The sequence below is a fragment of the Mesorhizobium sp. LNHC229A00 genome, assembly GCF_000502415.1.
Taxonomy (GTDB): Bacteria; Pseudomonadota; Alphaproteobacteria; order Rhizobiales; family Rhizobiaceae; genus Mesorhizobium.
In genome coordinates this window covers 189,609-205,534 of the sequence record NZ_AYWQ01000009.1, presented here as the reverse complement: position 1 = coordinate 205,534, position 15,926 = coordinate 189,609, and the positions used below count along the sequence as shown (strand labels likewise).

17 protein-coding genes and 1 pseudogene are annotated in these 15,926 nt (G+C 62.1%); 11 read left to right on the top strand and 7 right to left on the bottom strand.

The annotated features are described in order from the left end of the window. Positions 1-4: 4 nt before the first annotated feature. The gene (gene speB, locus X742_RS150565) at positions 5-1,012 is read right to left on the bottom strand and encodes an agmatinase (protein ID WP_023773237.1); all 1,008 of its coding nucleotides are present in this window, start codon (positions 1,010-1,012) and stop codon (positions 5-7) included. A 123-nt stretch (positions 1,013-1,135) separates the two neighbouring features. Here speB and X742_RS150570 point away from each other — a divergent pair, with 123 nt between their 5' ends. Together X742_RS150570 and X742_RS150575 are read left to right on the top strand one after the other, a co-directional pair. Beyond that, positions 1,136-2,344 carry an acyltransferase gene (locus X742_RS150570; protein WP_023773236.1) on the top strand — a complete coding sequence of 403 codons (1,209 nt, stop codon included), beginning with the start codon at positions 1,136-1,138 and terminating at the stop codon, positions 2,342-2,344. Between the two features lie 297 nt (positions 2,345-2,641). Next, positions 2,642-3,700, top strand: a complete 1,059-nt coding sequence (locus X742_RS150575; RefSeq protein WP_023773235.1) for a glycerophosphodiester phosphodiesterase family protein — start codon at positions 2,642-2,644, stop codon at positions 3,698-3,700. Positions 3,701-3,798: 98 nt separating this feature from the next. Here X742_RS150575 and rpsI read toward each other — a convergent pair whose 3' ends face one another. The 3 genes from rpsI to X742_RS150590 form a co-directional block, all read right to left on the bottom strand. Beyond that, on the bottom strand, positions 3,799-4,281 hold the full coding sequence (gene rpsI, locus X742_RS150580) for a 30S ribosomal protein S9 (RefSeq protein WP_015318209.1): 483 nt from the start codon (positions 4,279-4,281) through the stop codon (positions 3,799-3,801). Between the two features lies 1 nt (position 4,282). Next, on the bottom strand, positions 4,283-4,747 hold the full coding sequence (gene rplM / locus X742_RS150585) for a 50S ribosomal protein L13 (RefSeq protein WP_010915638.1): 465 nt from the start codon (positions 4,745-4,747) through the stop codon (positions 4,283-4,285). Between the two features lie 294 nt (positions 4,748-5,041). Beyond that, positions 5,042-5,491 carry a PaaI family thioesterase gene (locus tag X742_RS150590; protein WP_023773234.1) on the bottom strand — a complete coding sequence of 150 codons (450 nt, stop codon included), beginning with the start codon at positions 5,489-5,491 and terminating at the stop codon, positions 5,042-5,044. Positions 5,492-5,643: 152 nt separating this feature from the next. On the opposite strand from X742_RS150590, the gene X742_RS150595 reads away from it, so the two are divergent. The 6 genes from X742_RS150595 (at position 5,644) to X742_RS150620 (ending at position 9,977) form a co-directional block, all read left to right on the top strand. Further along, the gene (locus X742_RS150595; RefSeq protein WP_023773233.1) at positions 5,644-6,468 is read left to right on the top strand and encodes an enoyl-CoA hydratase; all 825 of its coding nucleotides are present in this window, start codon (positions 5,644-5,646) and stop codon (positions 6,466-6,468) included. Between the two features lie 4 nt (positions 6,469-6,472). Next, the gene (locus X742_RS150600; protein WP_023773232.1) at positions 6,473-6,895 is read left to right on the top strand and encodes a VOC family protein; all 423 of its coding nucleotides are present in this window, start codon (positions 6,473-6,475) and stop codon (positions 6,893-6,895) included. Next, positions 6,895-7,671, top strand: a complete 777-nt coding sequence (locus X742_RS150605; protein ID WP_023773231.1) for an AAA family ATPase — start codon at positions 6,895-6,897, stop codon at positions 7,669-7,671. The genes X742_RS150600 and X742_RS150605 overlap by 1 nt, the downstream gene beginning before the upstream one ends. Further along, positions 7,668-8,189, top strand: coding sequence for a CoA-binding protein (locus tag X742_RS150610; RefSeq protein ID WP_023773230.1), 522 nt, complete (start codon positions 7,668-7,670; stop codon positions 8,187-8,189). The genes X742_RS150605 and X742_RS150610 overlap by 4 nt, the downstream gene beginning before the upstream one ends. A gap of 156 nt (positions 8,190-8,345) precedes the next feature. Next, positions 8,346-9,626, top strand: a complete 1,281-nt coding sequence (locus X742_RS150615) for an O-acetylhomoserine aminocarboxypropyltransferase (protein WP_023773229.1) — start codon at positions 8,346-8,348, stop codon at positions 9,624-9,626. 6 nt (positions 9,627-9,632) lie between these two features. Continuing rightward, positions 9,633-9,977, top strand: coding sequence for a cupin domain-containing protein (locus X742_RS150620; protein WP_023773228.1), 345 nt, complete (start codon positions 9,633-9,635; stop codon positions 9,975-9,977). Positions 9,978-10,021: 44 nt separating this feature from the next. Here X742_RS150620 and X742_RS150625 read toward each other — a convergent pair whose 3' ends face one another. Further along, positions 10,022-11,275, bottom strand: a complete 1,254-nt coding sequence (locus tag X742_RS150625) for a cytochrome P450 (protein WP_023773227.1) — start codon at positions 11,273-11,275, stop codon at positions 10,022-10,024. 104 nt (positions 11,276-11,379) lie between these two features. On the opposite strand from X742_RS150625, the gene X742_RS150630 reads away from it, so the two are divergent. Continuing rightward, entirely contained in the window at positions 11,380-12,483 is a 1,104-nt protein-coding gene (locus X742_RS150630; protein ID WP_023773226.1) for an FAD-binding oxidoreductase, read from the top strand. Between the two features lie 2 nt (positions 12,484-12,485). Here X742_RS150630 and X742_RS1000000174065 read toward each other — a convergent pair. Beyond that, positions 12,486-12,698: pseudogene (locus tag X742_RS1000000174065) on the bottom strand (hypothetical protein); the annotation flags it as partial. Beyond that, complete coding sequence (locus X742_RS01000000170285; protein ID WP_245275569.1) at positions 12,637-13,155, bottom strand: hypothetical protein; 519 nt, start codon at positions 13,153-13,155, stop codon at positions 12,637-12,639. The gene X742_RS01000000170285 and the pseudogene X742_RS1000000174065, both read right to left, overlap by 62 nt. A gap of 332 nt (positions 13,156-13,487) precedes the next feature. On the opposite strand from X742_RS01000000170285, the gene clpP reads away from it, so the two are divergent. Both clpP and clpX read left to right on the top strand, forming a co-directional pair. Next, on the top strand, positions 13,488-14,117 hold the full coding sequence (gene clpP, locus X742_RS150635; RefSeq protein WP_015318198.1) for an ATP-dependent Clp endopeptidase proteolytic subunit ClpP: 630 nt from the start codon (positions 13,488-13,490) through the stop codon (positions 14,115-14,117). A gap of 295 nt (positions 14,118-14,412) precedes the next feature. Further along, positions 14,413-15,687 (top strand): ATP-dependent Clp protease ATP-binding subunit ClpX, encoded by a 1,275-nt coding sequence (gene clpX / locus X742_RS150640; RefSeq protein WP_013532190.1) that lies wholly within the window; start codon positions 14,413-14,415, stop codon positions 15,685-15,687. The last annotated feature ends 239 nt before the right edge of the window (positions 15,688-15,926 follow it).

Here is a 15,926-nt window from a genome sequence, read left to right as displayed (position 1 = left end):
AAAACTATATGCCGTTGCCATGATTGACCGCGGCGCCATTGTGGTTGCCGTTGTTCAGCTCCACGATCCGGGCCTTTCGCTCGGCTAGCAGGCCAAGATATTGCATGGCCACCATCGAGCCGGCGATCGCCGTTATATCGGCGTGATCATAGGCCGGCGCAACCTCCACGACATCGGCCCCGACGATATCGACCTGGTTGAGCTGGCGCAGCGTCGACAGGATCTTCGCCGACGACGGGCCGCCCGAAACCGGCGTGCCGGTTCCCGGCGCATAGGCCGGATCGAGGCAGTCGATGTCGAAGGTCAGATACGTCTTCTTGCCACCGGTGCGATCGACGATGGCGTAGGCGATGTCGGAGGCGCGCATTTCCTCGATTTCATGGCCATGGAGAATCTTGATGCCGAACGTGTCGGGCGCATGGGTGCGAATGCCGATCTGGATCGAGCGATCGGGATCGACGATGCCTTCCTTGACCGCGCGGCCGACGAAGGAACCATGGTCGATGCGCTTGCCGTCATCGGGCCATGTGTCCTGATGGGCGTCGAACTGCACCAGGGCCAGCGGTCCGTGGATGGCGGCGTGCGCCTTGAGCAGCGGCCAAGTGATGAAATGGTCTCCGCCGAGCGTCAGCAGGAAGGCGCCCGATTTCAGGATTTTGGCCGCTTCGCGCTCGATCGTGCCTGGCGTCTTCTGGTGGTTGCCCGAATCGAGCAGGCAATCGCCATAATCGACCACGGCAAGGTGTTCGAACAGATCGCGCGAGAACGGGTATTGCGGGTCGTTGTCGAGGATCGCGGAGGCGCGGCGGATCGCCTGCGGTCCGAACCGGGCGCCAGGCCGGTTGGTGACGGCGGCGTCAAACGGAATGCCCCACACCACCGCATCGGCGCCCTTCACGTCCTTGGTGTATTTGCGCCGCATGAAAGACAGCGCGCCGGAGTAGGTCGGCTCGAGGGCGCCACCCGTTTTGGAGCGGGCGGTGAAGGCATGGTCGATGGTGTTGGTCGCCATTACGGGTCCTCGTTTTCATCGGGGTGCAACAACTATAGAACCGGCATGGAAGATGCCAGTCACGGCTTGGGGAGACGAAACCGCGCCGCCCGGGTGCCACGGCAAGACAGGACTTGTATCATCATGACGCAGACCGCGTTTCTTAATCCGTCGGATGCCGTGGTGTCGACCCACACCGGTACGATCGCCAGCGATCGGTTTCGAGTTCTCGATTCGTGGCGCGGCATCTGCGCGTTGCTGGTCGCGCTGTTTCATTTCCCGACCGCCTCGACGGTCTCGCAGAGCAGCTTTATCGGTTCGTCCTATCTCTTCGTCGACTTCTTCTTCGTCCTCTCCGGCTTCGTCATCGCCTCCAGCTATGCCGATCGGCTAGGCCGGACGGAGGAGGTCTGCCGCTTCGCGCTGGTCCGTTTCGGCCGCATCTATCCGCTGCATCTGGTCATGCTTGCCGCCTTTGCCGCCTTCGAGCTGTTGCGGCTGGTGCTGCCCCGGCTGCATGGCACGGGGGCTGCTCCCTTCACCGGCGGCTTCGACCTCAAGAGCTTGGCCGCCAATCTCCTTTTGCTGCAAGGTGTCGGCTTCGAGGATAGGTTGACCTGGAACGCCCCGAGCTGGAGCATCTCGGCCGAATTCTTTGCCTATCTGCTGTTTGCCGGCGTGGTCTTCGTCGCTGGCGCACGCGCCTGGATATGGTTCGTCGCCGCCGCCATTACCGCGCCGCTGTTCCTGCTCGGCTTCTCCACGCATCATATGGATGTGTCCTATGATTTCGGCTTCATCCGCTGCCTCTACGGCTTCTCGCTCGGCGCCCTGCTGGCCTGGTTTCAGCATGATTCCATTGCAAGGGCGCGACAGGTTCTGGCCGCGAACCGCCCGCGGATGAGCTGGACTGTTGCCGAAATCGTCATGGTGGCCGTCATCGCTCTCTTTGTCTCGCTGGCGGGCGACAATAACGCCGGCATTGCCGCGCCCCTGGTGTTCGCCTTGGCACTGTTTCTCTTCGCCCATGAAGGCGGCTGGATCAGCGCGTTGCTGAGGACGCCGTTCATGCTGACGCTCGGCGCGCTGTCCTATTCGATCTACATGGTCCACATCTTCGTTCAGGCGCGCCTGATCAATGTCGCCGGGCTGGTCGAGCGCAAACTCGGCCTCGGCCTGGTTGGCGACATCCTACTGCGTGGCGAGCCCGCGACCGGCTTTGGCGCCGGCTGGACGGGAACCGTGGCGATCGTCGTCATGCTCGCCGCCACCATCGCCGTGTCGTGGGTGACTTGGCGCCTGATCGAAATGCCTGCAATGGCCTGGTTCCGCAGGCTGTCGAAGCGTATCTGACTCGCGTCGCCGGCCGACCGCCAATGCATGTCGCCCAAAAGTGAGGTCGGTTTTGGCAAGACGGCAGGCATAGAAACAAGACCTAATGCATCTTGCCCGGAAGTATCCCCGGTTCCGGGACAACGACATGCATAAATCAGAAGCTTACAGCAGGTCGGGCCAATCCGATTCGCCGCGACGTGCTGTAAAGCGCATCGCCTGAAACCGTTCGACGCGACGCGCTTTAGCCGGCTTCGTTCACGGGGGTGTCACCGATGTCGCCTATCCCCGGCTCGATCCGGCAAGGAGCGATTCTCGATGCGGACGATCTGGCTGAGCCTTCTGCTTTCCACGGCACTTTCTGCAGCCTCCGGTCAGGCCTTGGCCGGCGAAACCCGCGCCAGGCAGATCCTCGACCGTTTCGAACATGCCAATCAGTGGCGCGACCATATCATGGTGGCCGCCCATCGCGCCGGCAGCATGCAGGCCGGCAAGACGCTCTATGCGGAAAACTCGCTTGCCGCCGTGGAAGGCTCGATCGCGATCGGCGCCGAAATCGTCGAGGTCGACATCCGGCGCTCGAAGGACGGCGCGTTCATCGTCATGCATGACAGCTGGCTCGACCGCACGACGACGTGCAAGGGCGAGGTCATCAACTACACGCTGGCCGAATTGAAGAGATGCCGGCTGGTGATCGAGGGCACCCATGCCGTCACCAACGAGACCGTCTCGACGTTGCGCGAGATGCTGATGGCGACACGGGACAGGATCCTCATCAATCTCGACAACAAGCTCGAAGTCGGCGACCTCCCGGGCATGATCGCGGTAACGCGCGACCTCGGCATGGCCGAGCAGGTTATCGTCAAGGAAAACCTTTGGAACCAGAACAGGATCAGCACGGTGAAGGCGGCCATGGCCGCGGCAGGCGGTGGCTTCCAGTTCATGCCGATCATCGCCGACGACGCGGTGCATGATGCCGGCTTCGCCTCGACGGTCGACCACGCTTTCGCGCCGCGCGCGATCGAACTGATCAACTGGCGGGCGGGCGCCGAGACGTTGACCGAAACCGGCGGGCCGCTGTTCAGCACGCGCATGCGCGCCGAGGCGGTAAGGGGTGACTGGCACATCTGGGCCGACACCTATGCCATCGTCAACAAACCAGGCGGCTTCCTCGCCGGCGGCCGTGGCGACGAACTGGCGGTCCAGGCCAGCTTGCCGCGCGAAACCTGGGGCTTCTGGGCCGATCGTGGCGCCACCATCATCCAGACCGACGAGCCGAAAGCGGCGATCGGCTGGCTTGCGGCGAATGGTTGTCGGGTGCCCTATGCCGGCACGGGCGAACGCATCGAGCCGGCCGCGACCGCCAGCATCAATTGATCCGTCGCATCAAGCAAAAGGCCGCCCGGAGGCGGCCTTTTCGATTGTCTGGAACGTCGAAACGCTTAGCGCTTCGAGAACTTCGCCCCAAGCGCGCCTTAGCGCTTGGAAAACTGGAAGGAGCGGCGGGCCTTCGCCTTGCCGTATTTCTTGCGCTCGACGACGCGGCTGTCGCGGGTCAGGAAGCCGCCCTTCTTGAGCACGGCGCGCAGCGCCGGCTCGTAATAGGTCAGCGCCTTCGAGATGCCGTGACGCACCGCGCCGGCCTGGCCGGAAAGCCCGCCGCCGACGACGGTGGCGATGATGTCGTACTGGCCCGAACGGTTGGACGCGATGATCGGCTGGTTGAGGATCATCTGCAGGACCGGACGCGCGAAATAGGTCGCGAATTCCTTGTCGTTGACGACGATCTTGCCGGAACCCGGCTTCACCCAGACGCGCGCGATGGCGTTCTTGCGCTTGCCGGTGGCGTAGGCGCGGCCCGACTTGTCGAGCTTCTGGACGTGGACGGGGGCGGCGGCCTGCGTGTTGGTATTGCCGGTGGCGGCGCCCAGTTCTGCGAGCGAGGAAAGCTCAGCCATCTTATGCGACCTTCTTGTTCTTGGAATTCAGCTTGGCCACGTCGAGGACTTCTGGCTGCTGGGCGACATGCGGATGCTCGGCACCTGCATAGACGCGCAGGTTCTTCATCTGGCGGCGGCCGAGCGGGCCACGCGGAACCATGCGCTCAACGGCCTTCTCGACGACACGCTCGGGGAAGCGGCCCTCGAGCAGCTGGCGCGCGGTGCGCTCCTTGATGCCGCCGGGGTGGCCGGTGTGCCAGTAATAGACCTTGTCGGTGAACTTCTTGCCGGTGAACACCACCTTGTCGGCATTGATGACGATGACATTGTCGCCGTCGTCGACATGCGGGGTGAAGGTCGGCTTGTGCTTGCCGCGAAGATGATTGGCGATGACAGTGGCGAGACGACCAACGACGAGACCTTCGGCGTCGATCAGGATCCACTTCTTCACCACATCCGCAGGCTTCTGCGAAAAGGTTGTCATGTTTTCTGCTCTCGGTTCTGACCTTCAAAGCGAAGGCGTTTCTTGTTGCTTGGATTGGCGAAAAGCGTTTGCCCGGTGCCAATAATAAAACGGCGGCCTTTGCGGGCCGCTGTTTCGTGAGGGCTTATAGGCGAGGGGAGGGATCGCGTCAAGGCGATAGCAAAAGCAGATAGCCAAGAAAACTAAGCAAATACAGCTATTTGTATAAAAGGTATTATTTTACCACGCTTGCCGGCGTACCAAACGCGCTGTCAACGCCAGCTTATTTTGCGACATCGCCGAGACGTTCAATCGTTACGATTGCCGCGGCGGGATCGAGTAGGTGCCCGTGGCATGCGCGATCGTGTGTCCTTCCGGGCCGGCGACGATGTCAATATCGAACACCATCAGGCTCTTGCCGAGCTTCAGGATGCGGCAATGGCCATCGATCGGTCCGGCCTCGGCCTTTCGCACGAAATTGATGTTGAGGTTCGTGGTGACCGAGAGCGCGTCCGGCCCGGCATGGCTGAGCACGCAGACATAGCCGCCAATGTCGGCCAGCGTGAACAGGGCGGGGCCGGACACCGTGCCGCCGGGACGCAAATGCCGTTCGCCGGCATTGAGCCGTACGATGCAGCCGCCTGGAAACACGTCGATCGCCTCGTAGGCGGCGGCACTCTCATTGAGTTGGGGAAAGACGGTTTCCATCAACAAATTGATCTGCGCAGCGGTCAGCACCGGCTTGAGGTTGGTGTGGGCGGGCATGTCGGTCTCTCGTTCTGCGCCAAGCCTGTATGGGCGCTGCCGGGTGTTTCTGGCAACATATACATCACCCTGGCGCAAGCGATGGGTGTTGGACGAAACCCGATCCGATATTAGATACTGCCAGCACGACCGGAATCGCGGAGACCTTAGCCATGGCCGAAATCCTTGCCATCAAGCCTGCTGCCGCCGACGAGGGCCCGGTCACGACAAGACAGGAGAAGGGCGTGCTGCGCCTGACGCTCGCCAATCCGCCCGCCAATGCCCTGTCGCTTTCGGTGATGGCGGCGCTCGTGGCTGAGTTGGAACGCGCCAAGGCGGACAAGGCCGTTCGCGTGATTGTGCTGTCGGCGGCCGGCAAGGTGTTCTGCGCCGGCCACGACCTCAAGGAAATGACCGCGCGGCGTGCCGATGCCGATCGCGGCAAGGCCTTCTTCGAAGAGACCTTTGCCGCTTGCGCCATGCTGATGCAGACGATCGTGCGCCATCCCTTGCCTGTCATCGCCGAGGTGGATGGTCTGGCGACAGCCGCCGGCCTGCAATTGGTCGCCAGCTGCGACCTGGCGATCGCCTCGCACGAGGCGACCTTCTGCACGCCGGGCGTCAACATCGGCCTGTTCTGTTCGACGCCGATGGTGGCGCTGTCGCGCAACGTCTCGCGCAAGCAGGCGATGGAAATGCTCTTGACCGGCGAGACGATCGACGCCGCGACCGCCAAGGAGTTCGGCCTCGTGAACCGCGTCGTGCCACGCGAGTACCTGAATCAGATAGTCACCAAATACGCGCAAACCATTGCTTCCAAATCGTCTTTGGTGATCAAGACCGGCAAGGAAGCTTTTTACGCGCAGGCCGAGATGGGCTTGGCCGATGCCTATGCCTATACCGGCCGGGTCATGGTCGAGAACATGCTGGCGCGGGACGCGGAAGAGGGCATCGGCGCCTTCATCGGCAAGCGCAAGGCGGAATGGACGGACGAATAGGATCATGGAACCGCGCATTTCCATCATCACCATCGCCACCGACAATCTGGATCGCGCCGTGCGCTTCTACGAGGCGATGGGTCTGAAGCGCCACGCAGGAATTACCGACGGCGTTGCCTTCTTCCAGATGGGCGGCGCCATCCTCGGCCTGTTCCCGCGCCCCAGCGCCGAGGAGGACTCCGGCACCACCTTCGCCCAGGCGCCCTCGGCGGTCTATCTCGCCTACAACACCCGCTCCGACGCCGAGGTCGACGAAGTGCTCGCCATGGCCGAGAAGGCTGGCGGCCATATCGTCAAGCCGGCTGGCCGCGCCTTCTGGGGCGGCTGGTACGGCTATTTCGCCGATGCCGACGGGCATGTTTGGGAGGTGGCGCACAATCCGGCCTTTCCGATCGCGGACGACGGCACGATTTCGCTGCCTGATTGATGGCCTACCGCAAGCAACTGACACGGCTCAAGGCACCGTACCTCAAACGGATTTTGCTCGATGCCGAGCGGGCGGCTGACTGGGAAAAATATCCCTGGAACCTGCCGCTGTTTCGCCGCCACGCGTTCGAGCTCGAATTCACCACGCCCATCACCATCATCGTCGGCGAGAACGGCACCGGTAAATCCACGCTGCTGGAGGCCATCGGCGCGCTGGCCGGTTATGACGAAGCTGGAGGCGGCAAGGGCTACCGGCCGGTCGACCACTCCCGCGCTGTCGACAAGAGCGGGGCCGCGCTAGCTGATGCGTTTCGTTGCCACTGGCTGCCGAAGGTTACTGCCGGTTGGTTCTTCCGCGCCGAATCCTTCTATTCCGTTGCCCGTTACCTCGACGAGGCGGCCAGGGAATCCGGCGGAATACCGCCCGACTTTCTGTCCTGGTCGCATGGCGAAGGCTTTATCCACTTCTTCGAGGAGCGCTGCCGCAGGCAAGGCATCTATATTCTCGACGAGCCCGAGAGCGCGCTTTCGCCGACGCGCCAGATCGAATTGCTGAAGATGCTGCGGCGCATGGACCAATCGGGCACCGCGCAGGTGATCATGGCGACCCATTCGCCGCTATTGATGGCCTGTCCCGGCGCGCAATTGTTCCGCATCAGCCGCTTCGGGCTCGAGCCTGCCGACTTTCGTGATACGGACCACTTCCGCATGCTGCGCGATTTCAGCAATGACCCGGATGGTTTTCTCGCCGAGGCGTTGTATGAGGGCGAGACATGAATCACGATAGCTACGACAACGCCTATATCGGTGGCATCCTCAATTCGGTGAAGACGATCGCTATGGTCGGGGCGTCGGCCAATGATGTCAGGCCGAGCTATTTCGTCCTGAAATACCTGCTGGCCAAAGGGTTTTCGGTGTTCCCGATCAATCCTGGCCAGGCCGGCAAGGAAATCCTCGGCCGAATGACCTATGCCAGGCTGGCCGACATACCGGAGCCGATCGACATGGTCGATATTTTCCGCAATGCCGCGGCGGTCCCTGGCGTCCTCGAGGAGGTGTTGCAACTCGATCCCTTGCCGAAAGTCATCTGGATGCAGCTTGGCGTGCGCCATGACGAGACAGCCGCCCGTGGCGAAGCGGCCGGCATCAGGGTGGTGATGAACCGCTGCCCCAAGATCGAGTATGGCAAGCTCTCCGGCGAGATCGGCTGGACCGGCGTCAACTCCGGCGTCCTGTCGTCCAAGAAGCCGCTGATGCGCCAGGGCTTCCAGAGTTTCGGCGTGCGTCAGAAATAGGCGCGGCGCAGAGGCGCAAAATTATTCCGCTGAATGCCGCATTATCTTGCGGTGTGATCGGAGGACCGGCGCCGAAAGGTATTTTCTTCTTTGCATTCGCACGCCGCCTTCGCCAAGAATGCACGGCTAATTTAAGAAGTTCAAAGGGAGGTTTCAGTGACCCGTTCGCCCGGTTTCAACACGCTCGCCGTCCATGCCGGCGCCAAGCCCGATCCGGCGACCGGCGCACGCGCCACGCCGATCTACCAGACGACCTCCTTTGTTTTCGATGACGCCGACCACGCCGCTTCGCTGTTCGGGCTAAAGGCGTTCGGCAACATCTACACCCGCATCATGAACCCGACCCAGGCAGTGCTCGAAGAGCGCGTCGCGGCCCTCGAGGGCGGCACGGCCGCCCTTGCGGTCGCCTCCGGCCATGCCGCGCAGGTCATCGTGTTCCACAATCTGATGCAGCCCGGTGACAACTTCGTCGCCGCCAACAAGCTTTACGGTGGTTCGATCAACCAGTTCGGCCATGCCTTCAAGAATTATGGCTGGGAGGTGCGCTGGGCCGAAACCAACGACATCTCGACCTTCGAGAGCCAGATCGACGACAGGACCAAGGCGATCTTCATCGAGAGCCTGGCCAATCCGGGCGGCACCTTCGTCGATATCGAGAAGATCGGCGACATCGCCCGCAAGCACGGATTGCCGCTGATCGTCGACAACACGCTGGCCTCCCCCTATCTCATCCGGCCGATCGAGCATGGCGCCGACATCGTCGTGCATTCACTGACCAAGTTCATGGGCGGCCACGGCAATTCGATTGGCGGCGTCATTGTCGACGGTGGCACCTTCGACTGGTCGAAGTCGGGCAAATACCCGATGCTGTCGGAACCGCGCCCCGAATACGGTGGCCTCGTGCTGCACGAGACCTTCGGCAATTTCGCTTTTGCCATCGCCGCGCGCGTGCTCGGTCTGCGCGATCTCGGCCCGGCGATCTCGCCGTTCAATGCTTTCCTTATCCTTACCGGCCTCGAGACCTTGCCGCTGCGCATGCAGCGCCATTGCGACAATGCGATCACCGTCGCTGGCTGGCTGTCCAATCACCCCAAGGTCGCCTGGGTGAATTATCCCGGCCTGCCCAGCGACAAGAACAACGCGCTACAGAAGAAATATTCGCCGCTGGGCTCTGGCGCCGTGTTCACCTTCGGTCTGAAGGGCGGCTACGAGGCCGGCATCAAATTCGTCGAGGCACTCGAACTGTTCTCGCACCTGGCCAATGTCGGCGACACCAAGTCGCTGGTCATCCATCCGGCCTCGACCACGCATAGGCAGCTTTCCGACGAACAGAAGGTCAAGGCTGGTGCCGGGCCGGACACGGTGCGGCTGTCCATCGGCATCGAGGATGTCACCGACATTGTCGCCGACCTCGAACAGGCACTCGCCAAGGTCTGACCTGATATGACCGCGTTTCTTTCCGTCGACGCCAAAAGCGTCGAGCCCGAATCCGGTGCGCCGGCGCCGGATCGCCTGATCTCGGGCGATCCGAAATTCCGCACCTGGAATGTCGAGGAGCGCGACGGCGGCCTCTATGCCGGCATCTGGGAATCGACCCCCGGCAAGTGGCGCATCGTCTATGACGAATGGGAGTTCTGCCACATTCTCTCAGGTGTTTCGGTAATCGCCGAAGAGGGCGGCGAAGCGCGCACCGTCAAAGCCGGTGACAGCTTCGTGCTGCGGCCGGGCTTCAAGGGCAGCTGGGAAGTGCTTGAAACGACTCGCAAGGAGTATGTGATCAAGCTTTGAAGCTTGATCATATTCGAGAATCCCGTCGGATTTCCGGGCACTCGCTAGCCAAGATCGACGGCAAGTCGTTCCAGCCCATGGAAGTGGTAAGTGTCGCGGAAGCGTGGCTGTTCGGCGAGATGCAGTTGTGGGTGCCGCTCGAACAAGGTCCTCAGCGAAACCTGCAGTTCGAGGCGGGCCAGCGGCGCACCGATGCAGAAATGGATACCGGCGCCGAATGATACATTCTTCTGGTCGGTCCGCTCCGGCCGGAAGGCCCGAGGTCCGGCGAAGGCGTGCGGATCATGATTGGCCATGCCAAGCAAAAGTCCGATCGTCTGGCCCGGCCGCACGACGATGCCGGGCGCGATTTCGATTTCCTCGTAGGCATAGCGCATGAACATGTGCAGCGGCGCGTCGAAACGCAGGCATTCCTCGACCGTGGCTGCCGTCGCCTCCGGCGAGGTAAAGAAGCGGCGCGGGTCGCCGCCTTGTGCCAGGATGGAGTGGACGGCATTGCCTGTCTGGTGCACGGTTGCTTCATGGCCAGCGTTGAGCAGCAGGATGGCCGAGGAGACCAGCTCGTCCTCTGACAGTTTCTGGCCGTCCTCCTGAGCCGAGATCAGCAGCGACAGCAGGTCATCGCCCGGCTTTTTGCGCCGCTCGGTCACGTAGCCGCGCAGGAAATCGGAAAATTCGCCCGCGGCACGGTTGGCCGTCTCCTCGGTCTCACGGGTGCGGCCATGGATATACATCGCGACCATTTGATGTGACCAGTCGAGCAGTCGCGGCCCCATCTCCACCGGCACCCCAAGCATTTCGGCGATGATGGTGATCGGCAGCGGGGACGCGAAGGCCGGCAGGAGGTCGACGGCCTTGCCAGGTTCGAAACGATCGATCAATTCGTTGGCAAGCGCCTCGACGCGCGGCCGCAACCGTTCGACCTGACGGGAGACGAAAGCACGGTTGACCAGTGTTCTCAGGCGCGTATGCACCGGCGGCTCCAGCTCCAGCATCGAATTGGCTTCGATGCCGTCGAATGCCTCGAGATGGGTCCTGTCTCGGCCGACACCGCGGCTGTCGGGGATGCCGGCCGGGTTCTGGCGGCCGAAACGGCGGTCGCGCAACAGCCGGTTGACATCGCCGAAGCCGCCAAAGCACCAGAAGCCGAATTCTTCCCAGAAAAAAGCATTCGAAGCTTCGTGCAGGAAGCCGTAGGCCTCGTAAGGATCCAGGAAGAAAGCCGGTTCGCGGGGGTCGAGTCTGAGCCGGCGGGTGGCTGGATCGAAGGCCAGATAGGAGAGCGTCGATATGGTCATGCCAGACCCATAGCGCGGCTTGCCAGCCCGGTTCCAGACCGTATGTTGCGTCCGACAGCCCGATGCATTGAGCCAGCCAGTAGGGTTGCGGAAGGTCTGAACGGATGAATGTGATCGTTGTCGGCGCGGGTATCGCCGGTCTGTCCACGGCATGGTCGCTGGTAAAGGCGGGCCACGCCGTGTCGGTCGTCGAGCAGGGACCGATCCCCAATCCGCTGGCGGCGTCGGGCGACCATCACCGCATCATCCGCCGCGCCTACCGCGCTGGAACCGGCTATGGGCTGCTGATCACTGAAGCCTACGAGGCCTGGGACGAGATGTGGGCTGATCTCGGCGAGAACCACCTCGACGCGCGGGGCTTCGTCTGCGTTTCGCGCGAGCCCGGCGACGAGGCCGAGGAATACCGCGAGGGCCTTGAAGAAGGAAAATTCCCTTACGAATTGCTGGGACCGGACGCAGCCGTGGAGCGCTGGCCGTTCCTTGAGACCGGCTCGTTCCGCTACGCCTATTTTTCGCCCGAGGGCGGCGCGCTGCATTGCCGCGAAATAGCGGCTGGGCTGGCTAAATGGCTGCGTACCAATGGAGCCAATGTCTACGACCACAGCAAGGTGACGGAGATCGATGCCGAGGCCGGCCATATCGTGCTCGAATCCGGCGAGACGATGCAGGCCGACCGCATCGTCGTTGCCGCTGGCGCTTGGGTGCTGAAGCTATTTCCCGAACTCGGCGGCGAATTGAAAACCTTTCGCACCGCGCTCGCCTATGTCGACCCGCCAGCCGATCTCAGGGCCGCTTGGGAGGCGGCGCCCGTCATTCTCGATGTCGGCGGCACGACCGACGGCTATATGATCCCGCTTACGCGGGGTGCCGGCATGAAATTCGGCTCGGGCCTGCATAAGGTGCCGACCAGCGACGCCGACTGGAACCGCGAGCCGGTGCCCGGCGAGGGCGAGGCGATACGCAACCTGTTTTCGCCGCCGATCGCCCGCATCGAGGAGTACAAGGTGACCGAAGTGGTCACCTGCGCCTACACGTTCACCGAGGACGAGAAATTCCTGGCACATGAGACCGGCAAGTGCCTGGTCGTCTCGGCTTGCTCGGGCCATGGCTACAAGTTCGGCGCGGCGGTCGGGCGTCGCGTGGCCAAAGCCATTGGCGATGGCGATGTCGCCGGTCTTAAGGCCTGGCTGCGGGCCGAGGTGGCCTAAGCCTAGTCCTGGCAGTGCCTTGGAATATGCACCCGCCGCCAGCTGGATGAGCCTTCGCGCACCAGCACGCGGCGCGGGACGGTCTGGTAGGCGGCGGGAATATCGATGACGCGCCTTTGCTCGGGCCGCACCAGCACCTCCTCGGCGATGCTGTCATATTGCGCCGGAATGACGACGCGCCGCGTGCGCTCGGGCTGGATCACCGCCGTCTCGGCNCTCGGCGATGCTGTCATATTGCGCCGGAATGACGACGCGCCGCGTGCGCTCGGGCTGGATCACCGCCGTCTCGGCAACGCGTTCATAGCGTGCCTTGTGCCAAGCCTTGCACAACACGCGGCGGCCATGGATGACGCGCCATTCCCAGGAATAGCTGCCGCCATCGACCCTCACTGTATGGTAGACTGTCCTGGTGACCGCAGGCACCACCTCATACCGAACCTGGGCCGGCACAGTCATCACCACACGCTCGCGCGTGCCATGGATCGGCGGATCGTAGTCGACGATCTGCTGGCCGGGAGGGCTGACCATGACGTTTTCGTAGACGGTGTCGTAAATGGCCGGTGTGTGGACGGGCTCGTAGCATTCGACAGCGCGACCGCCGGCCGCCGTTTGCGAAATCGAGCCGAGCATGGTGAGCCCGGCAATGGTGAAGCATGCGGTTTTCCCAGACATGGCACTCCCCGTTTGAACTGTAGGCACAAGTTCAACGTTGAATTGTAGGGGACGCCGGTGCCGAGAAAAGCGTTTTGGCGCATTTCCTTAAGCCACGAGGTTAAGAAACTGCTACCCTGGCGGAGCCGGCTCGGTATTTAGGTCGGCGTGGCATCAGCTGTTGCTAATTCTTGCCCGGAAGCTTGATTCGACTTACCCAGATGGCTAGGACGGGTCGGCCTTGCACAAGGATGAGCCGGCATCCTATTTACATCTTAACGATCCAGAACCGATTCTGCCCGAGCTGCCAGCCTGTCCGGCGCCGGAATCCCACGCGAGACAAGAGATAACTGATGAAGAATCCCGTCGAAACCTACATGAACCTCGTTCCGATGGTGGTCGAACAGACCAATCGCGGCGAGCGGGCCTACGACATTTTCTCGCGCCTCCTCAAGGAGCGCATCATTTTCATCACCGGTCCGGTCGAGGACGGCATGGCGACGCTGGTCTGCGCGCAACTCCTGTTCCTCGAAGCCGAGAACCCGAAGAAGGAAATCAACCTCTACATCAATTCGCCGGGCGGCGTCGTCACCTCGGGCATGGCGATCTACGACACCATGCAGTTCATCAAGCCGGCCGTGTCGACGCTGTGCATCGGCCAGGCGGCCTCGATGGGCTCGCTGCTGCTGACCGCCGGCCACAAGGACATGCGTTTCGCCACGCCCAACGCCCGCATCATGGTTCACCAGCCGTCCGGCGGCTTCCAGGGGCAGGCGTCCGATATCGAGCGTCACGCCCAGGACATCATCAAGCTGAAGCGTCGCCTCAACGAGGTCTATGTCAAGCACACCGGCAAGAGCTATGAGGACATCGAGAAGACGCTCGACCGGGACCATTTCATGACCGCCGACGAGGCCAAGGATTTTGGCCTGATCGACAAGGTCATTTCGTCGCGCGAGGCGGCCGAGGGGGCGTTGGCATAAAGGCTAGTTGGCAGTTGGATGGCACCATCACGCGCTTTTGGCGTGTCTTGCGTCATTTCGGCCACAATTGGCTGTTCCCTCGGAGGTCGGGATTGCCTACGTTAAGGCTATGTTGATTTTCGACGGCTTAGCTTTGCGAGGGGAAGCTGCGAATCATTGCCACGTTTTCTGATTTGTGTTTCGTACGGAATACGTTGCGGGAGCCGGAAGACTGGCGGCGGCGGATTCCCGCGATAAATAGAGTATGCGCCCTTTCAGCCAGACGATCGGCGGGCGGCCATGAAAGGACATGAAAATGAGCAAGGTCGGCAACAACAGCGGTGATTCCAAGAACACGCTTTATTGCTCGTTTTGCGGCAAGAGCCAGCACGAGGTGCGCAAGCTGATCGCCGGCCCGACGGTGTTCATCTGCGACGAGTGCGTCGAGCTGTGCATGGATATCATCCGCGAGGAGAACAAGACCTCGATGGTGAAGTCGCGCGAGGGCGTGCCGACCCCGCAGGAGATCCTCAAGGTCCTCGACGACTATGTCATCGGCCAGCCCTACGCCAAGCGCGTGCTGTCGGTGGCCGTCCACAACCACTACAAGCGCCTCGCGCATGCCGGCAAGAACAACGATGTCGAGCTGGCCAAGTCCAACATCCTGCTGATCGGCCCGACTGGCTGCGGCAAGACGCTGCTGGCACAGACGCTGGCCCGTATCATCGACGTACCCTTCACCATGGCCGACGCCACGACGCTGACCGAGGCCGGTTACGTCGGCGAAGACGTCGAGAACATCATCCTGAAGCTGCTGCAGTCGGCCGACTACAATGTCGAGCGCGCCCAGCGCGGCATCGTCTACATCGACGAGATCGACAAGATTTCACGCAAGTCCGACAATCCTTCGATCACCCGCGACGTGTCGGGCGAGGGCGTGCAACAGGCGCTGCTCAAGATCATGGAAGGCACGGTCGCCTCCGTGCCGCCGCAGGGCGGCCGCAAGCACCCACAGCAGGAGTTCCTGCAGGTCGACACCGCCAACATCCTGTTCATCTGCGGCGGCGCCTTCGCCGGGCTGGACAAGATCATTTCGGATCGCGGCAGGAAAACCTCGATCGGCTTCGGAGCTGTCGTCGCCTCGCCGGAGGATCGCCGCACGGGTGATGTTTTCCGCCTCGTCGAGCCCGAGGATCTGTTGAAATTCGGCCTCATTCCGGAGTTCGTCGGCCGTCTGCCGGTCCTGGCGACGCTGGAGGATCTCGACGAGCCAGCACTGATCCAGATCCTGACCGAGCCGAAGAATGCGCTGGTCAAGCAGTACCAGCGCCTGTTCGAGATGGAAAATGTCGATCTGACCTTCCACGAGAACGCGCTTTCGGCGATCGCCAAGCGCGCCATCGAGCGCAAGACCGGCGCGCGCGGCCTGCGTTCGATCATGGAAGCGATCCTGCTCGACACGATGTTCGAATTGCCCGCGCTCGAAGGTGTGCGCGAGGTTGTGATTTCGGAAGAGGTGGTGACCGGCAGCGCCCGGCCGCTCTACATCTATTCCGAACAGAAGGAAAAGAAGGGCAATGTCAGCGCCTGATATGGCACCTGGCCCAATATTTCGTGGAACGGCGCCCCTGCGGCGCCGTTTTGCTGTGAGGGACCGGCAAACATTCGGGATGGAGTGGATTGCGGACGATGTTAACTCTTGATCTTTGGCCCGCCTGCCTCCACCTAGCACGAGAAGGCCGAGGTGCCCGATTTCTGTGCTGTAAAACTCCCGTCATAAACGGTGGTAGGCGGAACGATCCCCGGTCGTTAATATGAGATTCGCGGTTG